Below are 17,772 nucleotides of genomic sequence, written 5' to 3'. Positions count from 1 at the left end.
AACTCTAGAGTGGTAGATAACGTTTGTCTATATGCTTCAAATAAGTTCTCGCTCCAACGTGTTGAATGCAGAGCGACGCTAAGTAGTTTCCGAGCTTAGCGCACTCCTCCAAATTTTTACCCCTTAGTAATCCATAGAGGAATCCGGCGTTGAACGCATCTCCAGCGCCAGTCGTATCCACCACCCTTACTTTGTGAGCTGGGACTTCGTAGCAACCTTCATTGCTCGCAATGTAGCAACCCTCCTCACCCCTCTTAACAACAACAATATCGCACCACTTCAAGAAAAATTCCGCTCCTTCCTTATAATTTAAGCCAGTCAAAAGCTTCACTTCGATCTCGTTTGGCATGAAGATGTTTGTGTGCTTTATTATGGGCTTAATCTTCTCAAGTCCAAACTTTGCGTAAACACTGCCCGGATCGAAGCTCACAATTCCATTAAATATTTCAACAAGCCTCTTCTGAGCCTCAAAAGATTTCCAGCTAACCTTGCAGACGAAGGAGGATAAATGCAAGAGCTTAAATTGATTGACGAATTCTAAATCGATCTCATCAAACCCCACAGTGTCGTTAACAGCTGGATCAATTAGTATGGCTCTCCTACCATCCCTATCAACGAAAACCATGGCACATCCCGTTCTTCCCTCCGAAACTATCACGTTGCCGGTATCTACCCCGTAGCTCTTAAGATCCCTAATCAAAAATTCGCCTTCCTTATCCTTCCCAACTTTTCCAATAAAGCCCGTCTTCAGACCTAGCTTGGCTAGACCGACAATTGTATTTGCAGAACTGCCCCCAGCTGAAAACTGCAAATCGATAACGTAGCTTTCTTCCTCAGCTTTTGGGATCTCGCTGACCAAGAAGACCTTATCTAGATTCAAAGCTCCGAAGCCAACAGCATCCACAATACTTAAATCGCAGCCAACATTTTAACCTTATGGGCGTGATAATAATAAACTTCAAAGCCTATGCTGAAGGCTCCGGTAAGAAGGCTATGGAGATTGCGAGAGCTGTTTTGGAAGTGAGCGATAAAGTTGATGATTACATTGCTGTAGCACCAAACTTCTTGGATTTGGCTGAGATTGCCAGAATTGGTGTTGATGTTTACGCTCAGCACGTTGATCCTATCGAATTTGGAAGTTACACCGGAAGAATAACTGCTGAAATGATAAAAGAGAAGGGAGCAAAAGGGAGTTTAATCAATCACAGCGAGAGAAGACTAAAGCTGGCTGATATAGACTTCCTAATTCAGAAGTTCAAGAAGGTAGGATTGGTTTCGATAGTTTGCACGAATAACGTGAATACAACTAAAGCCGTTGCTGTTTTAGATCCGGATTACGTTGCTGTTGAACCTCCAGAGCTGATAGGAACAGGAATTCCGGTTAGCAAGGCCGAGCCAGAAGTTGTGGAAAACTCCGTTAAGGCCGTGAAAGATCTCAATCCTAAGGTTAAGGTGCTATGTGGTGCTGGAATTACTACACATGAAGACTACGTTAGAGCTTTGGACTTGGGTGCAGAAGGCGTTCTGCTTGCGAGCGGTATTGTAAAGGCGAAAGACCCAAAGAGAGCTTTAGAAGAGCTTGTAGGACTGAGATAACTATTTACTAGTTTTTGAAATGTTGAGCTAATAAAATTAGAAAAATCGAAAAAAGTTAGAACTCTGGTGAGCTAAACTCCTCTCCGCCCTTCTCCTTCTCTTTTTCCTTCTCTAGACCCTTAGCGGCGATGACATCGTCGATTCTCAGTATCATGATTGCTGCCTCAGTTGCACCGCTTATAGCCTGTTTCTTGACTCTGAGAGGTTCTAGGACACCCTTTTCCTTCATGCAAGTTACCTTGCCCTCGAATACGTCTACTCCGTAGGTTACCTTGCCCTCTTCGTGAGCCTTTCTCAATTCTACAAGTATGTCTATTGGATCAAGTCCAGCGTTCTCAGCCAATGTCCTCGGTATTATCTCCAACGCCTGTGCAAACGCTTCCGCAGCTAGCTGCTCCCTGCCTCCTAGGCTCGGTGCCCACTCCCTGATCCTTAAGCTCAGCTCAATCTCCGGCGCCCCTCCTCCCGCCACTACCTTTCCATCTTCGAGTGCACAGGACACAGCCCTCACTGCATCCTCGATACCTCTTGCGATCTCGTCAACTATATGCTCGGTACCACCTCTGACGAGGATTGTTACAGCTCTCGGGTTCTTGCAGCCTGTGACGAATACCATCTTGTCTTCGCCAACCTTCCTCTCCTCTACCAACTCCGCCTCTCCCAAGTCCTCTGGCTTCAGATCTCTCAAGTTCGTTACGATCTTGGCACCAGTAGCCTTGGCAAGCTTTTCTATGTCACTCTTCTTAACTCTCCTCACAGCCAATATACCAGCTTTAGCTAGGTAGTACTGAGCCAGGTCATCGATACCCTTCTGACAGAACACTACATTCGCTCCAGCCTGCACTATTCTATCAACCATTTCCTTGATCATCTTCTCCTCCTGCTCGATGAACTTCTGCAACATCTCTGGGTCTGTGATTCTAATCTTTGCATCAATCTCGGTCTCCTTAACCTCCAATGCAGAGTCGATCAGCAGAATCTTCGCATTCTCAACTCTCTTGGGCATTGCTGGGTGTACTACTTCCTTGTCCAGTACTATACCGTCTACGAGCATAGTTTCCTCGATAGAAGCTCCGGGCTTCTTCTCGATCTTCACATCCTCTGGATCAACCACTATCTTACCGTCTCTCTCCTGAGCAACAGATTTAACAGCCTTGACAACTATGTCAGCCAACTTCTCCAGAGCAACTTCAGCACCCTTTCCAGTCATTGCCGTCTTCGCTATCAGCTTCAGCGTTTCTTCGTCGTCCTTGCTGACCGGGATTGCGATCTCTTCAAGAATCTCCATCGCCTTATCACAAGCTAATCTATAACCTTTAGCGATGATGGTTGGGTGGACATCCTGATCGAGGAGTTCTTCAGCCTTCTTCAAGAGTTCACCGGCTAAAACGACTGCCGTAGTTGTTCCATCTCCGACTTCGCTGTCCTGAGCCTTAGCCACTTCTACGATCATTTTAGCGGCTGGGTGTTCTACGTCCATTTCTTTGAGGATTGTAACACCGTCGTTGGTTATTGTTATATCACCCAAGCTATCCACGAGCATTTTATCCATACCTCTTGGGCCCAATGTAGTTCTTACAGCCTCAGCTATTACCTTTGCAGCTGTTATGTTCATCCTCAATGCATCCCTACCGGTCGTTCTCTGTGTCCCTTCCTTTAATATCAACACAGGTACTCCCTGCAACGTCGCCATGTTACATCACCCAAAATCACTAGGTCAGTAGGTCTATATAAAATTTTTGAATGATATGATGGTTATTATTAAAATCGGAGATGCTTCGAAGAAGGGCGTAACGCCGGGACGGGGATTCGAACCCCGGAGCCCCGAAGGGCACGGGCTCTCAAGGCCCGCGCAGTACCACTCTGCAATCCCGGCTCGACATAACTTACACCGCAGTTTTTAAAATCTTTTGCAAAACGAGGTTCATGGAGTTCGTAAAAATGCATGGCAACGGCAACGATTTCGTGCTAATTGACGAATTTGAAAGTGTGAAGGTTCCAGATAATAGAAAATCCGAATTTGTAAGAGTTGTCTGCGATAGAAGATTTGGTGTTGGAGGAGATGGAGCGATATTTGTTCAAAAATCCGATATTGCTGATGCTAAGTTCGTTTTTTACAATAGCGACGGTAGCAGAGCGGAGATGTGTGGTAACGGAATAAGGTGCTTTGCGAGATATATAGTTGAAAGAGGTTATGCCAAGCCCGGAGTCGTTAAGGTTGAGACTCTTGCAGGTGTTTTGAAACTTGACGTCTGGTTCGATGAGATGTGGTGGATAAGGGTTAACATGGGTAGACCCAAGTTCGGAAAAGATGTTCCAGCGCTAAAGGATGTTTGGGGTGAAGTTTTCGAAATTGATGGAAGAAAATTTGAGGTATACGCTGTTAATACGGGCGTTCCTCATGCGGTTATTTTCGTCGATGATTTCGACTTCGACTTCTACAAAGTTGCCAGAGAAATTCGCTACAGTAAGCTGTTTCCCGAAGGAACAAACGTAAACTTTGCAAAGGTTTTGAGCAGGAACAGTGTATTCGTTAGAACTTACGAGAGAGGTGTCGAGGATGAGACTTTGAGTTGCGGAACTGGAAGTTGCGCAGTCGCAGTCGTTGGAAACCGCTTAGGAATTTTGGATAAAGTTGTAGAAGTCCAGACAAAAGGTGGTATTTTAAAAATTGAAGTTAACGACGAAATTTACATGAATGGGACTGCGGCGAAAGTTTTTGAAGGAAGACTTTTGGAGCTTTCAGGCTTTGAAAATTTCGGATGAATTTGTTGTAAACATGTTGCCAAATCCTACGTGGAGTATGAATTTGTAGTTTTTCACGTCTGGCTTGTCTTTGAAAGCATCTTCATGAGTAACTTCGACTATCTCGCCGACGTAAAGGACGTGGTCACCAGTCTCAACTGCATTGACGACCTTGCACTCCAAGTTTGCTTGGCACTCTTTTATAGATGGGGCTTTCACTTTCTTTGACGGTACAAAGGTAAGGCTTAGTTTTTCGGCCTTGTTGACATTCGCTCCACTTACCGTTCCAGCTATCCAAACATCCTTTAACAGTTCTATTGTAGGCACGGACACTACAAATTCACCGTACTCATCAATCAGCTTCTTCGTATACCTCTTGTGAGCTATAGCAGCACCAACTAGAGGTGGATTCAACGAGAGAGGGGTCACCCAATCAGCAGTCATAACGTTGGGTTTCTCCATTGTCCCTGATGTTATCAGGAATGTTCTCATGGGATACAGGTATTCAAGCGCGTGCATATTTGTAGTAATGAAAAAATACCAATAAAACGTTTTCTCAACAATGATACTAATCGTAGGCGGAGGCCCAGCTGGATCCCTCTCTGCAATCGCGTTGAAGAACTATGATGTTACGGTTGTGGAAGAGCATTCATCTGCTGGCTTTCCCGTTCAGTGTGCTGGACTGATTAGTGAAAGATGCTATAGAGAGCTGAAAAAATTCTCGGACTGTAAGGTTAACGATATAAGAGGTGCTGTATTCTTTTCACCAAACAACAGCGTTGAGCTTGAGGGAAAGGTGGGAGCAGTAGTAGTTGAAAGAAAACTTCTGGATAGAGATCTTCTAGCCAAAGCGTCTGAGTACGCAAATGTAATGATTAAAACCAAGTTTTTGGGAGTTGAAAAGGGTAAAGCGGTCTTAAGAAGTATGGGTAAAAAAATTGAGCTTGATTACGATTATATTATTGGTGCTGATGGTGTATACTCAACAGTTTCAAACGTATTCAATTTCAAGAAACCTGAGGTATATTCTGCATTACAGATTACATGCAGGTTTGAGTGTATCAGCGATGATCTCGTTGAAATCTACTTCGGATTTTCCGATTACTTCTGCTACGCAATCCCTTTTGACGAATTCGCAAAGATAGGAGTAATTTCAAGCCAGAATCCAATGCCAGTTATGAGAAGGTTACTCAGATGGCTTGGTAAAAGGGTTAAAGGTAGCGTTTTGGAGTTAAATGCTGGTGCAATTCCCATAGGACTGGTAGATTTTGTAAAAGACAGGGTTATGCTCATAGGAGATTCCGCTGGCATGGTCAAGCCCTACACTGGAGGTGGGCTCTACTACATTCTTAAGGCAGTTGAAAAGCTTAAACACTTTCCAAATCTCAAAAAAGTTCAGAAAGAGTATGTGAAAGATCTTAGGATTGAATACAAAGTTGGGACAAAGATTGCAAAGCTGTACAGGACTTTGGAGCCGGAAGACTACGACTATCTGATTGGAGTTGCAAGAGAACACGGAGATCTTGCTAGAGAGTTGGATATGGATAGACCTTCAACCCTACTAAAGCTGATTCCACTGATCCTAAAAATTGTTAAGAGGCGGAAGATTCTGATGAAGCTGTCATCTTTGCTGTAAATTCTGCAAACGTCTTGTTGGCTCTCTCAAAATACTCCTTGGACTTTTCATAGTTGCCCATGTCTTTGTAAAGCCCGCTGAGATACATGCAGACATCAGCTATGGCAGATTTATAGAACTCGTTTTTCTTGGCCAGCTCTTCGAATATGCTCAGAGCTTCAAGGTAAAGTTCCTCAGCTTTCTTATGCTCCTTGATTACTCTAAAGAGCGATGCGTAGTTGCACAAAACAACAGCCAGATCCACCCTGTAGTTTTCGTTTGCCTCTGCCAACTCTCTGTATATTGACTCCGCCTCGGCAAAGTACTCTTCAGACTTGTCGTAAATTCTGAGGTCTTTGTAGAGAGATGCCAAGTTGTTGAGAGTTTGAGCGAGCATGGGCTTAAAGGCTGGATTTTCCTCTGCCAGCTTTCTCCTTATCTCCAAAGCCTCCTCAAGTAGAGCCTTACCCTTCTCTCTATCGCCACTTTCAACGTATATTATTCCCAGATCGTTTAAAATATCTGAAAGCTCCTTAAGCCAGCTTTTGTCCTCCTTAATGAGTTCCCTCACAAGTTCCTCTGCTTTGACGTAGCATACTTCAGCTCTATCCTTCATTCCCATTAAGCTCAAAGCTTTTCCACCACTTAACAGAAACATAGCTTCGAGCTCTTTCGATTCAAGTTGTCTGCTCAACTTAGCTCCAGTTAAAGCTGAGACTGCCTGTCCAGCAATTCCTCTCCTACTCATGTCACTTGAAGATACCTTGAGCATGTGGGAATAGTATATCAAAGCCAGTAGCTTACCCCAATCATCCTCAATCTCTTCGATGATCTTAGGATCGTCAAAAATGTGCTTTGCCTTCTCCTTTATGTCCTCAGGAGCTTTGCTGATAACGTAGTTCAAGGCTAATATCGGTTCTCCAACTCTTATGAGCTCTGCCACTTCCTTAACGATCTCTCTCATAACGGGCATTTTGGAGGTAGTATTTAAGTTTATTGTTTGATCCCTTGCCTAACCATTACAGCCATACCTCTGTCGAATTCCATCATTTCCCTAGCACTCAAAACGGCTCTTCCCGTTGCCAAGAGGTTATCATCCTCATCGACGACCAAAACCTCGTCATTGGCTCTTATGCTTTCATCAACATTAACAACATGCTTCGCAAATACGTTTCTTCCCTTTGCTATAAACTCTGCAACGTCTTTCAAAACTACAACCCTAAGCTTGGGATAATCAAAAGCTCGATGCAATCTCTTGGCTCCCTCTATGCTGAGTGTGAAAAGTCCCGTGTCGGCTTTAAGCGTTGCAAGCCTAACACCCTCATACTTGATCTGCCTGACCTTCCCAGTCGTTGGAGATAAAACGAATTTACACTTGTCAGGGAACAGAGCTTTCCCCGCTCCTCTACCAAACTGATAATCCGCTATTACCCTTACCATTTTCAGGAGCTTTTCTTCAACGCCCATACCTTCTCTCCCTCCTCTGATAATCCCTCAAACACCTTAAAAAGTCTACGTACCTGAACTGGCTTATGTCAGCGAAATAAAGCTCGCTGTATATGCTTTGCCATATGAGAAATTCGGGAATTTCGTCTCCAACGTTTATTATCAAATCCGGAGAGCTTCTTATCTTCAAAAATCTTTCAACAACTTTTTCATCAACATCTTCAGCCTTCAAAACACCTTTATCGACAAGTCTAGCAAGCTCTCTCACAGCATCAACTATCTCATCCTTCCCGCTGTAACCTATGACGTAGTTAACTTTCACACCATTCAAAAGACTAGTTTCGACTTTCTTTTCCCCTCTTCTCACGCAGACGGTCAGCTCTTCAACTCCAAACTTCTTGCACCACCTTACAAACTCTTGCAACCTGTTTAGGAAGTTCTCATCAGCAACTATCATTATGTGTTTGGGCATCCTTCCTTTCATCAATTCTCTTTCGAGCTTTTTGATGTAAACTCTCAAAAGGAAATCTGATACGTTTTTAAATAGTCCATCCAACCAACGCCATGCTCGAGATACTATCCCTATCAATGTTGATATCACCCCTTTCAACGGATTTGGTAATCCTCCTCGCTGTAATTGCTACTGTTACCGCTCACATCAGGAAATACAAGGACTTTGATGCCGTGTTTCTATCTCTCATCTTGCTTTTGCTCACCAAGATCGGTCTTTCCAATGTTGTTTCTTTTACATCGATATTCATACTTATCGGTCACAGGTTTGTAAGAGGAGCTATATCCTCAATTGCAGTCTACTTTGCGTTATCATTGGCATATCTCCTCTACCTCAACGTATTCCTAAACTGGGAAATTAACTATATCATTCTCCTAGCTCTAATAGCTTCTCTTTCCGCTTCTCTTATGGAGAGTATCAAGGCCAAGCCTATGCTAATCCTCCTCGCAGTCTCAACATCTTTAGCTGTCTTCCACGTCTATGCACTAAATGCTCCGCTCTGGCAGATCGCTTTAGCGTTTGTACTATCTTTTATCCTAAGTCTCCTAGCTTTGAAGGCTAAAATAGCAGATGAGAGCGGTTTAATGAGCGCAACACTCATAGGACTAATAACAATAGTCTATACGGACATAAGATACTTCCTAGTTTTGCTCACATTCTACGTGGTCGGTTCGGCCGTAACAAAGTACAGATATAGCCTGAAAGTTGAGAGGGGCATTGCGGAGCAGGCTGGAGGTGCAAGGGGGTTTGCTAACGTTTTCAGTAACAGCTTACCAGCTCTATTCTTCGCCATGAACTATGGCGTCTTCAGGATGGAGGCTTTTTCAGTTGCCTTTACAGCATCGATTGCCACAGCTTTGGGAGATACCATGGCAAGCGAAATAGGTAAGACTGCAGACAACGTTTACCTCATAACAAATTTCAAAAAAGTTAAACCCGGTGAAAGTGGGGGGATATCATTAATTGGAGAGGTTTCAGCCTTCTTGGGCTGTTTTATAATCTCTTTAATTGCTTTTCTCTTAGGTGTAATAGATTTGAGAGGTTTGATCGTTGCAACAATTCTGGGATTCTTTGGTGTTCACGTAGACAGTGTTTTAGGAGCTACGCTTGAAAGAAAGGGATTTTTGAATAACGCTGGCGTAAATCTGCTTGCAACATTATCTTCTGGACTTCTTGCGCTTATAGTATGCTAATCCCACTGCAATTACACAGACTAGAGCAGAATATCCCGGGACTTCTATGTACTCTATCCTTTCTATCGATGTCTTGCTATACTCTGAAGGCGTAAATGGTGGAATTTCCGTCTTGATAATTTGCCTCTCCTCGTAAGCCTTTGAAACCAGTAGCATGACTTTAGCTAACCTCTCTGAGAGCTTGTAGTATATCAGAGCGTAGACGGCATCTCTAACATCGTTTGTACTCATATAGCTTTCATAATAGCTCTTTGCAAATTCGAAGTATGCAACGGGGAGTATTGGCGTTACAGCTTGCTCTATTTCAGCTATAGAAGTTTCTGCTGCTTTTTCTACCCTTTCAAGCTTTGACTTCAAAATGTCCTCAAAAACACTACTCGGAGCGATCAGTTCTACAGCCAAACCAGCCTCCACCATCGAATCCATACATGCTATCTGGGCTCCAGAGTAGAATCCATCATTGTAGAGATTCTGAGCTATTTGGAGGGACTGCTCCGCCCGATCTATCAAGTTGCTATACCCTCCTACTGAATTTGCGTAGACTATCAGAGACTGCACTATTCTTATGTAGAATTCAGTCCTCTTCTTTAACTCCCCTTTATTTAGAGGAACATCTTCCTCTATCGTTTGAAGTAGGGAAAGCCAGACTTTAGCACTCTCGACTCTCTCCTTCGCAAGAGCCAAATAGTCTATAGCGGAGTACCAATTTCCAGATGCCTTGGCATTCTCAAGGTACTTCTCAGCCCATGCAACTCTCTCCTCCCCAGCACCCACTATCTGGAATGACTCAACACCCACATTGTCCTCGACTTCCCTAAGGTAGTTCTTGAGTTCTGCTATCTCAGATTCGACGTCCTTAAACGCATTCTCTAAGTCTTCATCACTCTTCAAAGTTTTTGAATAATATTCCTTTCTTAGAATTATTTTCGCCTGAAAGAATTCAGATGTTGCCGTGTAGTAATACCTCTCTTCCAGATGCCTTTTGGCTTTCTCAATCAGTTCATCAGCCTCTTTAACCTCACCAACAACATTCCTGAGATTTATCGTCTCGTTTTCCATCTTTGTTGCAAGAATCTTCAAAATATCAGAATACTTGGCTAGATTTATTTTCAGCTGTGGTTTCGAAATTGTATAGCCAGTGTAATACCACAGAGCTTGTTCAATCGTCTCAACTTCTATTACTTTAACGCCCAAATTCTTTCCAAGCTCCACAACATCAACAGGCTCGGTAACCTGCCTTATGAAGACGAATGGTCCTTTCTTCTCTTCAACTGTCTTAGTTATGTAAACTATTCTCTGTCCTTCTGGAATCAGAAATATTTTTGCCCCTGATTTGGCAGCAGCTTCAAGCTTGTAAGGAATACCGCCAACTGGGCCTATATATCCATCAGGGTATATCATTCCGGTCATGAATACATCGCTTCTGGGTGTGAGATTCTTGAGGACACAGATTGTTGCAACTGTCATGACTCCGCCAGCCGAAGGACCTCCGACGATTGGTGCATCCGCCTCTATTTCGTAATAGAAGTTGTACTTCGTAAAATCCAGCCCTAAGAGATCGCAAGCGGTTAAAGCTGCAAGTTGAGCCGATCCCTGCATATCTATCTCTGTGTATGGCGAAGTTGAAACGAAGACTTTTCCTTCACCGTCTGTGACTGTTACGGTTATATCTATAACAGCTCCTTCTGGCTTCTCACCGCTCTTAACAGCAACTGCTTTTATGTTAACGGTCTTTGCGTTCACTGGAAAGATAATTAGCATGAATGCCAGCAATAGAATTACTGCCTTCTTCATGAACCAAGTTTAGTTACGAGCAAAAAAATTTAACTCAGGGTAGAAGTTGGACTGTGGAATTGGTTAGAGAAGTTGAGGAGGCTCTCAAGAAAGGCTTAAGTCTCGATCTCTACAAAGCTCTTGTTAGATTTTACGGGAAGAGAGGAAAAAAGGCGTTCAGATACGTTGTGGAAAGAAGAGTAAAGAAGTATAAAGACTTCTTTATCGTTGTAGGCGGTGAAGAGTACATAGTTGATGAATGGTTTTGCACATGTAGGGACTTTCAACTCAATCTCAAGTTCCAAAAGCCGTGTGCCCACATTATAGCAGTTGAAGTTGCCAAAAGGCTTAACCTCTACGATTTTGTCGATGCTTATTATATTGACTACTTAGAGGTGTCGAAATGAGGTTAATTCTGGAATATATCAAGGATTCTGTGAAGGAAGCTGGCTTAAGGCCTAAGCTGTATTACAGAACGAGCTTGGGATGGGTAGACGTTTTATGCTTAGGCAGAGAGAAGTTGATCTGCGATATTTCGATGCATCCCAACGCTGAGAGGTACAGGAAGTTGGGCAAATGTGTAGTAGTTACAAATTTCAAGAATGTTGAGGATGACGTAATCTTCACGACTTTAGACAACGTTCACAGAGCATTCTCAACGGTACTTTCCAAAGATTTCACACCCTACGAAGATTGGTTGAAAAGTTACGTTGATCGAGATAAAGCGTTCTACGAGAAGGCTTTTGCGTTCATGTGCGATAGATACGGGAGAACGATCGGAAAGAAGTTGATTGAAGCCATTGTATTCCTATACACAGCTGGTCAAGCTTTAGAGAGTACGGAGCAAAAAGTCCCGTATTCTGCACTGTTTCCATATCTGAACGAGATGGGCTTAATTGTAAGGGAAACTAAGGAGATCGTTAAGCCGAAGAATATTACAGCCTCACTAACCTTAGATGGAGTCAGAATTGCAAAATGTGCCATTTACGATAGAATCGATGAAGGTAAAATCTACAAAATCGCAAAAAAATTCGGCTTTGGAAAGCTCTTCGTAGCGGTTATGGGTCTATCAGATAGAAGAGGAATGGTCGTTAGAGATATAGACTTCGAAAGCACTTCAAACTTCTATGATCTAATAGCCAGAATCGATGCTCACAGCTTAATTAAGCTTGCAAGAGGTAGAACTCCTTTGGAAGGTCTGTGTTCAGCCCTCTGCTACACCGTGCTTTACAATGACGTGGTTGAGCTATTTGAAGAGTTGGCAAGAATGGGTTTGGCTTTCAGATGTCCCGTTCACGATGTTTACGGAACATTCTTAGGAGTAGTGTACAGAACACCGAGAGAAGTAGCAAGTGTACTTTCGAGCATGAGTTTCTGTGAAATTGATAGGAGCTACGTTGAAAGGTTCAAGGAGATAGTTGATATGTCTCAGAAGAGATTTGGTAGGGGTGTAGAATTTGATAGGGCTTTAGAGCTTGGAGTGGTTGAAGTGAGGGAGGGAGGAATTAAGCTAAACGAGAAGTTCGAGAATTTTGTTAAGGTCAGACTTGCAAAGCTACTCAGTGAGGTTTACGAGGAGATAGAATGAATGCAACCAATTTAAGTTTGCACGACTTAAATTTAAGCCTTGTAAGCCTGCATACTCAGTTTATAGGTTTAGCTTTCATAATTTTGACATTCGTAATCCTGTTTTATGCTCAGGCATTGAGCAGGGAGCGAAAAGCTGAGAATTTCGTTGATTGGGTTAGAAATTACGCGCTTGTATGGATTGGCTTAAGTGTTCCAATTATTTTTTGTGACAACTGTTTTTACTTCATCATATTTGTGGGGATATACATGCGGTTTCTTCAAAGTAGATAAGGCAGTGTGCAACGAGCTCCTCAACGCATTTAACCAAGTGACGATATCGTCTGTACTCATTGTATACTACCTTTCATTGGTTATGTACATTTTGGATGGCTTTATAATTAAGTCAAGATTCGATAACTCTCTAAGGAAAATAATCCTTTTTCAACTGTCTATGGGATTGATATTCCTTTTCGTTCCTGTTTTTCTAATAGCATTGAACATTACCACCGCTGTTATTGTTTGGGCTGTTTGGATAATTTCGTATGTTTCTTGGCTAATTCCACCGTGGAGGATAATTTAAGCTATTTAAGCGAAGTTGACAAAAACCTTAAAGTGATACAGTTAACTCTGTTCATGGTCAAAGTTGAACTTTTGAGATACACGCCAGATGGGATTAAGCTGATAGCTGAAAGCTGCAGAGTTAGTGGAATTCCACCAGACATTTCGGATGAGGAAGTCGTAAGGATGGTTGTTGAAAATGACTACAGCAGTGTTTTGGAGCACATCGTTTTTACCTTTGATGTTAGCGAAATTAGTGTAGCTTTAAGTAGGGAGCTTTTGGAACATAGAATTGCTAGCCATACCGCTCGATCAACGAGATATCATGATGAAAGGAATTTTGGCTATGTAATTCCTCCTCCAATCAGAAACGATCCTGAGCTCGTTGAGATGTTCAAACAGGCTATGGAAAGTGCGAGGGAGCATTACGTCAAAGTATTTGACAAAATGATTGAAAAAGGATACAGTAAGGAAAAAGCTAGAGAAGTAGCGAGATACGTTCTGCCAATGGCTACACACACTCACTATGTTTGGACTATAAATGCGAGATCATTGATAAACTTCTTGGGTTTGAGATTATGCAAGAGGGCGGCGCCAGAAATTCGTGAATTGGCTCAAAAGATTTACGACATCGTTGTGAAGATTTACCCCGAAATTTTCGAGAACATTGGATGCAGAGGATACAACTTAGGACTGTGTCCCGAAAACGAGGCAAGGCCTAAGGATTGTCCTTATGCAAAAATAATTCCTACCAAAAAGAAAATAAAGGAAACGTGGAAAGGGAAAGTTCAGAAATAATGAAACAAGCTTGTCTTACCATTATTTCAGGACTCAGATAATTTCAAATCCATAAAGATTGCAACATTAGAGCTTTTTCAGAATTTCCTAACCTTGTAATCACATAGCCTTCTCACTACATCGACATTTGCCTTGCAATCTTCGATGTATTATATTATTTAGTCTGCACCTATCCTGCGTAGTATTGAATCGCTGAAGCGGTGAAAAATGTTAAATACTACACATGATTTTATCACGATAGAACGTGATAAAAAGGAGGGGTTTGATGAAAAAGGATAAGTCGATTGAATCCCTGTTAAAGGTTGAAGAGGTTTATGAACCACCAAAGGAGTTCAGAGAGAAGGCTTGGGTAAAGGATGAGTCAATTTACGAGAAAGCTGAGAAGGACTGGATCGCATTCTGGGATGAGATAGCCAGAACAGAGGTGGAGTGGTTTGAACCGTACAAGAAGGTTCTTGATGATAGCAACGCACCGTTTTACAAGTGGTTCATAGGAGGAAAGATAAACATCACTCACAACTGCCTTGATAGGCACGTTAAAACTTGGAGGAAGAACAAGGCCGCCATAATATGGCAGGGTGAGCCAGAGAATGATAAGAGAGTCATAACATACTACGAGCTCTACAGAAGGGTGTGCAGATTTGCAAACGCTCTTAAGAACTTGGGTGTTAGGAAGGGAGATAGAGTCACGATCTACATGGGTATGGTTCCAGAGCTTGTAGTTGCAATGTTGGCTTGTGCAAGAATAGGTGCAATTCATAGTGTTGTGTTTGGAGGATTCTCATCCATGGCTTTAAGAGACAGGATAAATGATGCTAAGGCTAAGGTTGTAATAACAATGGACGGATTTTACAGAAGAGGTAAGATTGTAGAGACTAAAAAGATAGTTGACGAGGCTTTAGAAGATGCTCCAAGTGTTGAGCACGTTATAGTTTACGACAGACTCGGATTGGATGTTAACATGGTGGAGGATAGAGATTTCTGGTGGGACGACGTTCAATACGGTTCATCTTGGAAGTGTGAACCAGAGGTGATGGACTCCGAAGATCCACTCTTCATACTATACACATCTGGAACGACTGGCAAGCCTAAGGGAGTTTTGCACGTTCATGGAGGTTACAACGTAGGAACGCACATAACAACGAAGTGGATATTTGACATAAAGGATGACGACATCTACTGGTGTACTGCTGACATAGGCTGGATAACAGGGCATAGCTACGTTGTTTATGGGCCGTTGAGCAACGGTGCGACAGTACTCATGTACGAAGGAGCTCCGGATTATCCCAAGCCCGACAGATGGTGGAGCATAATAGAGTACTACGGAGTAACGGTATTCTACACAGCTCCAACAGCAATAAGATACTTCATGCGACTTGGCGAAGAGTGGCCGAAGAAGCACGATCTTTCATCGCTCAGACTCTTGGGAACAGTTGGTGAGCCAATAAATCCGGAGGCTTGGAAGTGGTACTACAGAGTCATTGGTGGAGAAAGATGTCCGATAGTAGATACGTGGTGGCAGACCGAAACTGGAATGATAATGATAACCCCACTACCGGGTGTAACAAAGCTCAAGCCCGGTTCTGCTACAAAACCGTTCCCCGGTATCAAAGCTGAAGTTTGGGATGACGAAGGAAATCCTTGCCCACCCAACGTGGGTGGAAAGTTGGTAATAACGAGACCTTGGCCTTCAATGCTGAGAACGCTTTGGGGTGATCCAGACAGATACATCAAGACATACTGGAGTGCGTTCGAAGGCAAGTTAGTCTACTTCACTGGAGATGGTGCTAAAATTGATGAAGATGGATACTTCTGGATAATGGGTAGAATCGATGACGTTCTCAACGTTAGCGGTCATAGACTTGGAACGATGGAGCTTGAGAGTGTTCTTGTTGCCCATAAGGCCGTTAGCGAAGCTGCGGTTATAGGAAAGCCACACGACATAAAGGGTGAAGTACCAGTAGCTTTCGTTGTACTTAAGGACGGTTATGAGCCCAGTGTTGAGCTGAAGAGAGAACTTAGGGAATGGGTAAGGAAAAAGATAGGACCAATAGCCACTCCTGAAGAGATAATCTTCGTAACTAAGCTACCTAAGACGAGAAGCGGTAAGATAATGAGAAGACTCCTTAGAGCAGTACTTGCGGGGCAGCCGTTGGGAGATGTAACAACTTTGGAGGATGAGAAAGCTCTTGAAGAAATAAAGAAGTCCTACGAAGAGCTAAAGAGAGCTTTAGAGGAACAAATCTAATTTTTTACGTGATAGAAGGTAAAACTTTATATTTTTTATCATCTTTCATCAGCCCATGCACTGTCTTATAGTCATAGATTTTCAGGAAAGACTTGTGAAGCACATACAAAATGTTGAAGATATTATAAATAATTCGATTAAATTAATAAAGGCGTATAAGGTGTTCGGACTTCCCATTCTAATTACTGAACAGAAGAAGCTTGGAGGTACTATAGGAGTGATAAAAGATCTAATAGATGTCAAACCTATTCAGAAAATGTCCTTTAGCTGTTTGAGATGTGAAGAATTTTACAGAGAGTTTAAAAGGCTCAGTCCTAAGAGGGTTGCTTTAATTGGAATAGAAGCGCACATATGTATCCTACAGACGGCTTTGGATCTGCTTAAGGAGGGTTGCGAAGTCTACGTTGCCGTAGATTGCATTGGTTCGAGGAAGCAGATAGACAAGGATGTTGCTGTCCTGAGAATGATGCAGGAGGGTGTCAAGCTATGCACTGCCGAAAGCCTGATCTATGAGATAATGAAAACGGCTGAACACGAGAAGTTTAAGGAAATTCTCGAAATAGTAAAGGGGTGATAAATTGGAAATTCCACAAGAGCCAGTTCTCCACATATCTCTCGGATTGGCTGTCATTCTATTACTCGTCCTAATCTTTCCCTTTAGGGTGAGAATAGTCGAGGAAAACCTTGAGCCCTTCTTCTTGATAATGGGTATTATAGCCGTAACTATCTCCGGCCAATGGAGTTACGAGCTAATTGTTGAGGCCTTGAAGGAACCTGTCTGGCTTCCAAACACGCCCGTACCAATAGGAATATTTCAAGTTGTTCTCATTTTCGGTTTAATAATATACAAGTTTAATCGGCAGATTTACAACGGATTTTTGAGTCTTTTGAGAATTGTAGGCATAAGAGTGTTCGCATTTATGATTATAACTCTCCTTGGTCTGATTTCGAGCATAATATCTGTAATTGTAACGGCGGTAATTTTATCCGAGATTGCTTTAATACTCCCCCTTGACAGGAGAAAGAAAATTGAATTCGTTGTAATTGCCTGTTTTGCTGTCGGATTAGGTGCGGCGTTAACCCCAGTTGGTGAACCTCTTTCAACAATCGCCGTTTCCAAGCTCAAAGGCGAACCTTATCATGCAGACTTCTTCTTCCTCCTAAGACTTTTAGGGATATACGTAATACCGGGAGTTTTAGCCTTGGCCTTATACGGAGCTTACAGGATAGGGTCTGTGAGCGTAGATCGTATGGAAGTGCCCATATACGAGGAATCGTTGAGAAATGTGATTGTAAGGGCTATAAGGGTTTACACGTTTGTCTCAGCCCTGATTCTGCTCGGAAAGGGTTTGTCACCACTTGCAGTATGGTACTTTTCAAAGGTCCCACCTGTTGGACTCTACTGGCTAAACACAATTTCCGCAATACTTGACAATGCAACGCTTGTAGCGGTAGAGATAGAGCCTGAAATGAGTCTAATGCAGATAAAAAGCGCTCTGATAAGTTTGTTAATCTCTGGTGGAATGCTTATACCCGGAAACATACCAAACATCGTTTCAGCTGGAAGGTTGAAGATAAGGATGAACGAATGGGCAAGAGTTGGAGTTCCACTGGGTGTAGTACTCCTCACAGTCTACTTTGTTATTTTAATGGCCGAATGCTCCTTTAACCTCTAACCCTTGTGGGAACTTTGATAAAGCTTCGCCTTAGTAGTTGTTAA

General features: G+C 42.8%; 17 protein-coding genes and 1 tRNA gene. 10 read left to right on the top strand and 8 right to left on the bottom strand.

The window, feature by feature from the left end; all coding sequences use genetic code 11:
• Window positions 1-4: 4 nt before the first annotated feature.
• Complete coding sequence (locus ARCPR_RS01335) at window positions 5-904, bottom strand: carbohydrate kinase family protein (RefSeq protein WP_012939674.1); 900 nt, start codon at window positions 902-904, stop codon at window positions 5-7.
• A gap of 32 nt (window positions 905-936) precedes the next feature.
• Here ARCPR_RS01335 and tpiA point away from each other — a divergent pair, with 32 nt between their 5' ends.
• Entirely contained in the window at window positions 937-1,596 is a 660-nt protein-coding gene (gene tpiA / locus ARCPR_RS01330) for a triose-phosphate isomerase (RefSeq protein WP_012939673.1), read from the top strand.
• 55 nt (window positions 1,597-1,651) lie between these two features.
• On the opposite strand, the gene thsB is transcribed toward tpiA, so the two are convergent.
• The gene (thsB, locus tag ARCPR_RS01325; RefSeq protein WP_012939672.1) at window positions 1,652-3,289 is read right to left on the bottom strand and encodes a thermosome subunit beta; all 1,638 of its coding nucleotides are present in this window, start codon (window positions 3,287-3,289) and stop codon (window positions 1,652-1,654) included.
• A 101-nt stretch (window positions 3,290-3,390) separates the two neighbouring features.
• Window positions 3,391-3,472, bottom strand: a tRNA-Ser gene (locus ARCPR_RS01320).
• Between the two features lie 50 nt (window positions 3,473-3,522).
• Between ARCPR_RS01320 and dapF the strand changes: the two genes are divergently transcribed.
• Complete coding sequence (dapF, locus tag ARCPR_RS01315) at window positions 3,523-4,362, top strand: diaminopimelate epimerase (protein ID WP_012939671.1); 840 nt, start codon at window positions 3,523-3,525, stop codon at window positions 4,360-4,362.
• Here the strand turns inward: dapF and ARCPR_RS01310 are convergent.
• Window positions 4,339-4,860 carry a flavin reductase family protein gene (locus tag ARCPR_RS01310; protein ID WP_012939670.1) on the bottom strand — a complete coding sequence of 174 codons (522 nt, stop codon included), beginning with the start codon at window positions 4,858-4,860 and terminating at the stop codon, window positions 4,339-4,341. The genes dapF and ARCPR_RS01310 overlap by 24 nt on opposite strands.
• A gap of 43 nt (window positions 4,861-4,903) precedes the next feature.
• Here ARCPR_RS01310 and ARCPR_RS01305 point away from each other — a divergent pair, with 43 nt between their 5' ends.
• Window positions 4,904-5,977, top strand: a complete 1,074-nt coding sequence (locus ARCPR_RS01305) for an FAD-dependent monooxygenase (protein WP_012939669.1) — start codon at window positions 4,904-4,906, stop codon at window positions 5,975-5,977.
• Here ARCPR_RS01305 and ARCPR_RS01300 read toward each other — a convergent pair.
• Genes ARCPR_RS01300 through ARCPR_RS01290 form a run of 3 tightly spaced genes read right to left on the bottom strand, consistent with a single transcriptional unit; the run spans window position 5,934 to window position 7,991 of the window.
• Complete coding sequence (locus ARCPR_RS01300) at window positions 5,934-6,920, bottom strand: tetratricopeptide repeat protein (RefSeq protein WP_187286415.1); 987 nt, start codon at window positions 6,918-6,920, stop codon at window positions 5,934-5,936. The genes ARCPR_RS01305 and ARCPR_RS01300 overlap by 44 nt on opposite strands.
• A gap of 29 nt (window positions 6,921-6,949) precedes the next feature.
• Window positions 6,950-7,423 carry a PUA domain-containing protein gene (locus ARCPR_RS01295; protein ID WP_012939667.1) on the bottom strand — a complete coding sequence of 158 codons (474 nt, stop codon included), beginning with the start codon at window positions 7,421-7,423 and terminating at the stop codon, window positions 6,950-6,952.
• Entirely contained in the window at window positions 7,413-7,991 is a 579-nt protein-coding gene (locus tag ARCPR_RS01290) for an undecaprenyl diphosphate synthase family protein (RefSeq protein WP_245526144.1), read from the bottom strand. Before ARCPR_RS01290 ends, ARCPR_RS01295 begins: the two co-directional genes overlap by 11 nt.
• Here ARCPR_RS01290 and ARCPR_RS01285 point away from each other — a divergent pair.
• Window positions 7,967-9,106 carry a TIGR00297 family protein gene (locus ARCPR_RS01285; protein WP_012939665.1) on the top strand — a complete coding sequence of 380 codons (1,140 nt, stop codon included), beginning with the start codon at window positions 7,967-7,969 and terminating at the stop codon, window positions 9,104-9,106. The two genes, ARCPR_RS01290 and ARCPR_RS01285, sit on opposite strands and share 25 nt — an antisense overlap.
• Here the strand turns inward: ARCPR_RS01285 and ARCPR_RS01280 are convergent.
• Entirely contained in the window at window positions 9,071-10,900 is a 1,830-nt protein-coding gene (locus ARCPR_RS01280) for a S16 family serine protease (RefSeq protein WP_012939664.1), read from the bottom strand. The genes ARCPR_RS01285 and ARCPR_RS01280 overlap by 36 nt on opposite strands.
• Window positions 10,901-10,953: 53 nt before the next feature.
• Here ARCPR_RS01280 and ARCPR_RS01275 point away from each other — a divergent pair, with 53 nt between their 5' ends.
• The 6 genes from ARCPR_RS01275 to ARCPR_RS01245 all read left to right on the top strand — a co-directional run bounded on the left by ARCPR_RS01275 (window position 10,954) and on the right by ARCPR_RS01245 (window position 17,728).
• The gene (locus tag ARCPR_RS01275; protein WP_012939663.1) at window positions 10,954-11,286 is read left to right on the top strand and encodes an SWIM zinc finger family protein; all 333 of its coding nucleotides are present in this window, start codon (window positions 10,954-10,956) and stop codon (window positions 11,284-11,286) included.
• On the top strand, window positions 11,283-12,467 hold the full coding sequence (locus ARCPR_RS01270) for a hypothetical protein (protein WP_012939662.1): 1,185 nt from the start codon (window positions 11,283-11,285) through the stop codon (window positions 12,465-12,467). The genes ARCPR_RS01275 and ARCPR_RS01270 overlap by 4 nt, the downstream gene beginning before the upstream one ends.
• A 614-nt stretch (window positions 12,468-13,081) precedes the next feature.
• Window positions 13,082-13,804, top strand: a complete 723-nt coding sequence (thyX, locus tag ARCPR_RS01260) for an FAD-dependent thymidylate synthase (protein ID WP_052294174.1) — start codon at window positions 13,082-13,084, stop codon at window positions 13,802-13,804.
• Window positions 13,805-14,069: 265 nt separating this feature from the next.
• On the top strand, window positions 14,070-16,052 hold the full coding sequence (gene acs / locus ARCPR_RS01255) for an acetate--CoA ligase (RefSeq protein WP_048084686.1): 1,983 nt from the start codon (window positions 14,070-14,072) through the stop codon (window positions 16,050-16,052).
• A gap of 55 nt (window positions 16,053-16,107) precedes the next feature.
• Window positions 16,108-16,626 carry a hydrolase gene (locus ARCPR_RS01250; RefSeq protein ID WP_012939657.1) on the top strand — a complete coding sequence of 173 codons (519 nt, stop codon included), beginning with the start codon at window positions 16,108-16,110 and terminating at the stop codon, window positions 16,624-16,626.
• Between the two features lie 4 nt (window positions 16,627-16,630).
• Window positions 16,631-17,728 carry a DUF1646 family protein gene (locus tag ARCPR_RS01245; RefSeq protein WP_012939656.1) on the top strand — a complete coding sequence of 366 codons (1,098 nt, stop codon included), beginning with the start codon at window positions 16,631-16,633 and terminating at the stop codon, window positions 17,726-17,728.
• Window positions 17,729-17,772: the final 44 nt, after the last annotated feature.

The organism is Archaeoglobus profundus DSM 5631 (assembly GCF_000025285.1).
GTDB lineage: Archaea > Halobacteriota > Archaeoglobi > Archaeoglobales > Archaeoglobaceae > Archaeoglobus_B > Archaeoglobus_B profundus.
The sequence above is the reverse complement of the archived record's forward strand: the minus strand, read 5'-3'. Positions and strand labels throughout refer to the sequence as shown.

What these genes read in the sequence shown, in the direction of transcription:
- tpiA (WP_012939673.1), top strand. Translation starts at nt 937, where the DNA reads ATGGGCGTGATAATAATAAACTTCAAAGCCTATGCTGAAGGCTCCGGT.
- thsB (WP_012939672.1), bottom strand. Translation starts at nt 3,289, where the DNA reads ATGGCGACGTTGCAGGGAGTACCTGTGTTGATATTAAAGGAAGGGACA.
- dapF (WP_012939671.1), top strand. Translation starts at nt 3,523, where the DNA reads ATGGAGTTCGTAAAAATGCATGGCAACGGCAACGATTTCGTGCTAATT.
- ARCPR_RS01310 (WP_012939670.1), bottom strand. Translation starts at nt 4,860, where the DNA reads ATGCACGCGCTTGAATACCTGTATCCCATGAGAACATTCCTGATAACA.
- ARCPR_RS01305 (WP_012939669.1), top strand. Translation starts at nt 4,904, where the DNA reads ATGATACTAATCGTAGGCGGAGGCCCAGCTGGATCCCTCTCTGCAATC.
- ARCPR_RS01300 (WP_187286415.1), bottom strand. Translation starts at nt 6,920, where the DNA reads ATGAGAGAGATCGTTAAGGAAGTGGCAGAGCTCATAAGAGTTGGAGAA.
- ARCPR_RS01295 (WP_012939667.1), bottom strand. Translation starts at nt 7,423, where the DNA reads ATGGGCGTTGAAGAAAAGCTCCTGAAAATGGTAAGGGTAATAGCGGAT.
- ARCPR_RS01285 (WP_012939665.1), top strand. Translation starts at nt 7,967, where the DNA reads ATGCTCGAGATACTATCCCTATCAATGTTGATATCACCCCTTTCAACG.
- ARCPR_RS01280 (WP_012939664.1), bottom strand. Translation starts at nt 10,900, where the DNA reads ATGAAGAAGGCAGTAATTCTATTGCTGGCATTCATGCTAATTATCTTT.
- ARCPR_RS01270 (WP_012939662.1), top strand. Translation starts at nt 11,283, where the DNA reads ATGAGGTTAATTCTGGAATATATCAAGGATTCTGTGAAGGAAGCTGGC.
- thyX (WP_052294174.1), top strand. Translation starts at nt 13,082, where the DNA reads ATGGTCAAAGTTGAACTTTTGAGATACACGCCAGATGGGATTAAGCTG.
- acs (WP_048084686.1), top strand. Translation starts at nt 14,070, where the DNA reads ATGAAAAAGGATAAGTCGATTGAATCCCTGTTAAAGGTTGAAGAGGTT.
- ARCPR_RS01250 (WP_012939657.1), top strand. Translation starts at nt 16,108, where the DNA reads ATGCACTGTCTTATAGTCATAGATTTTCAGGAAAGACTTGTGAAGCAC.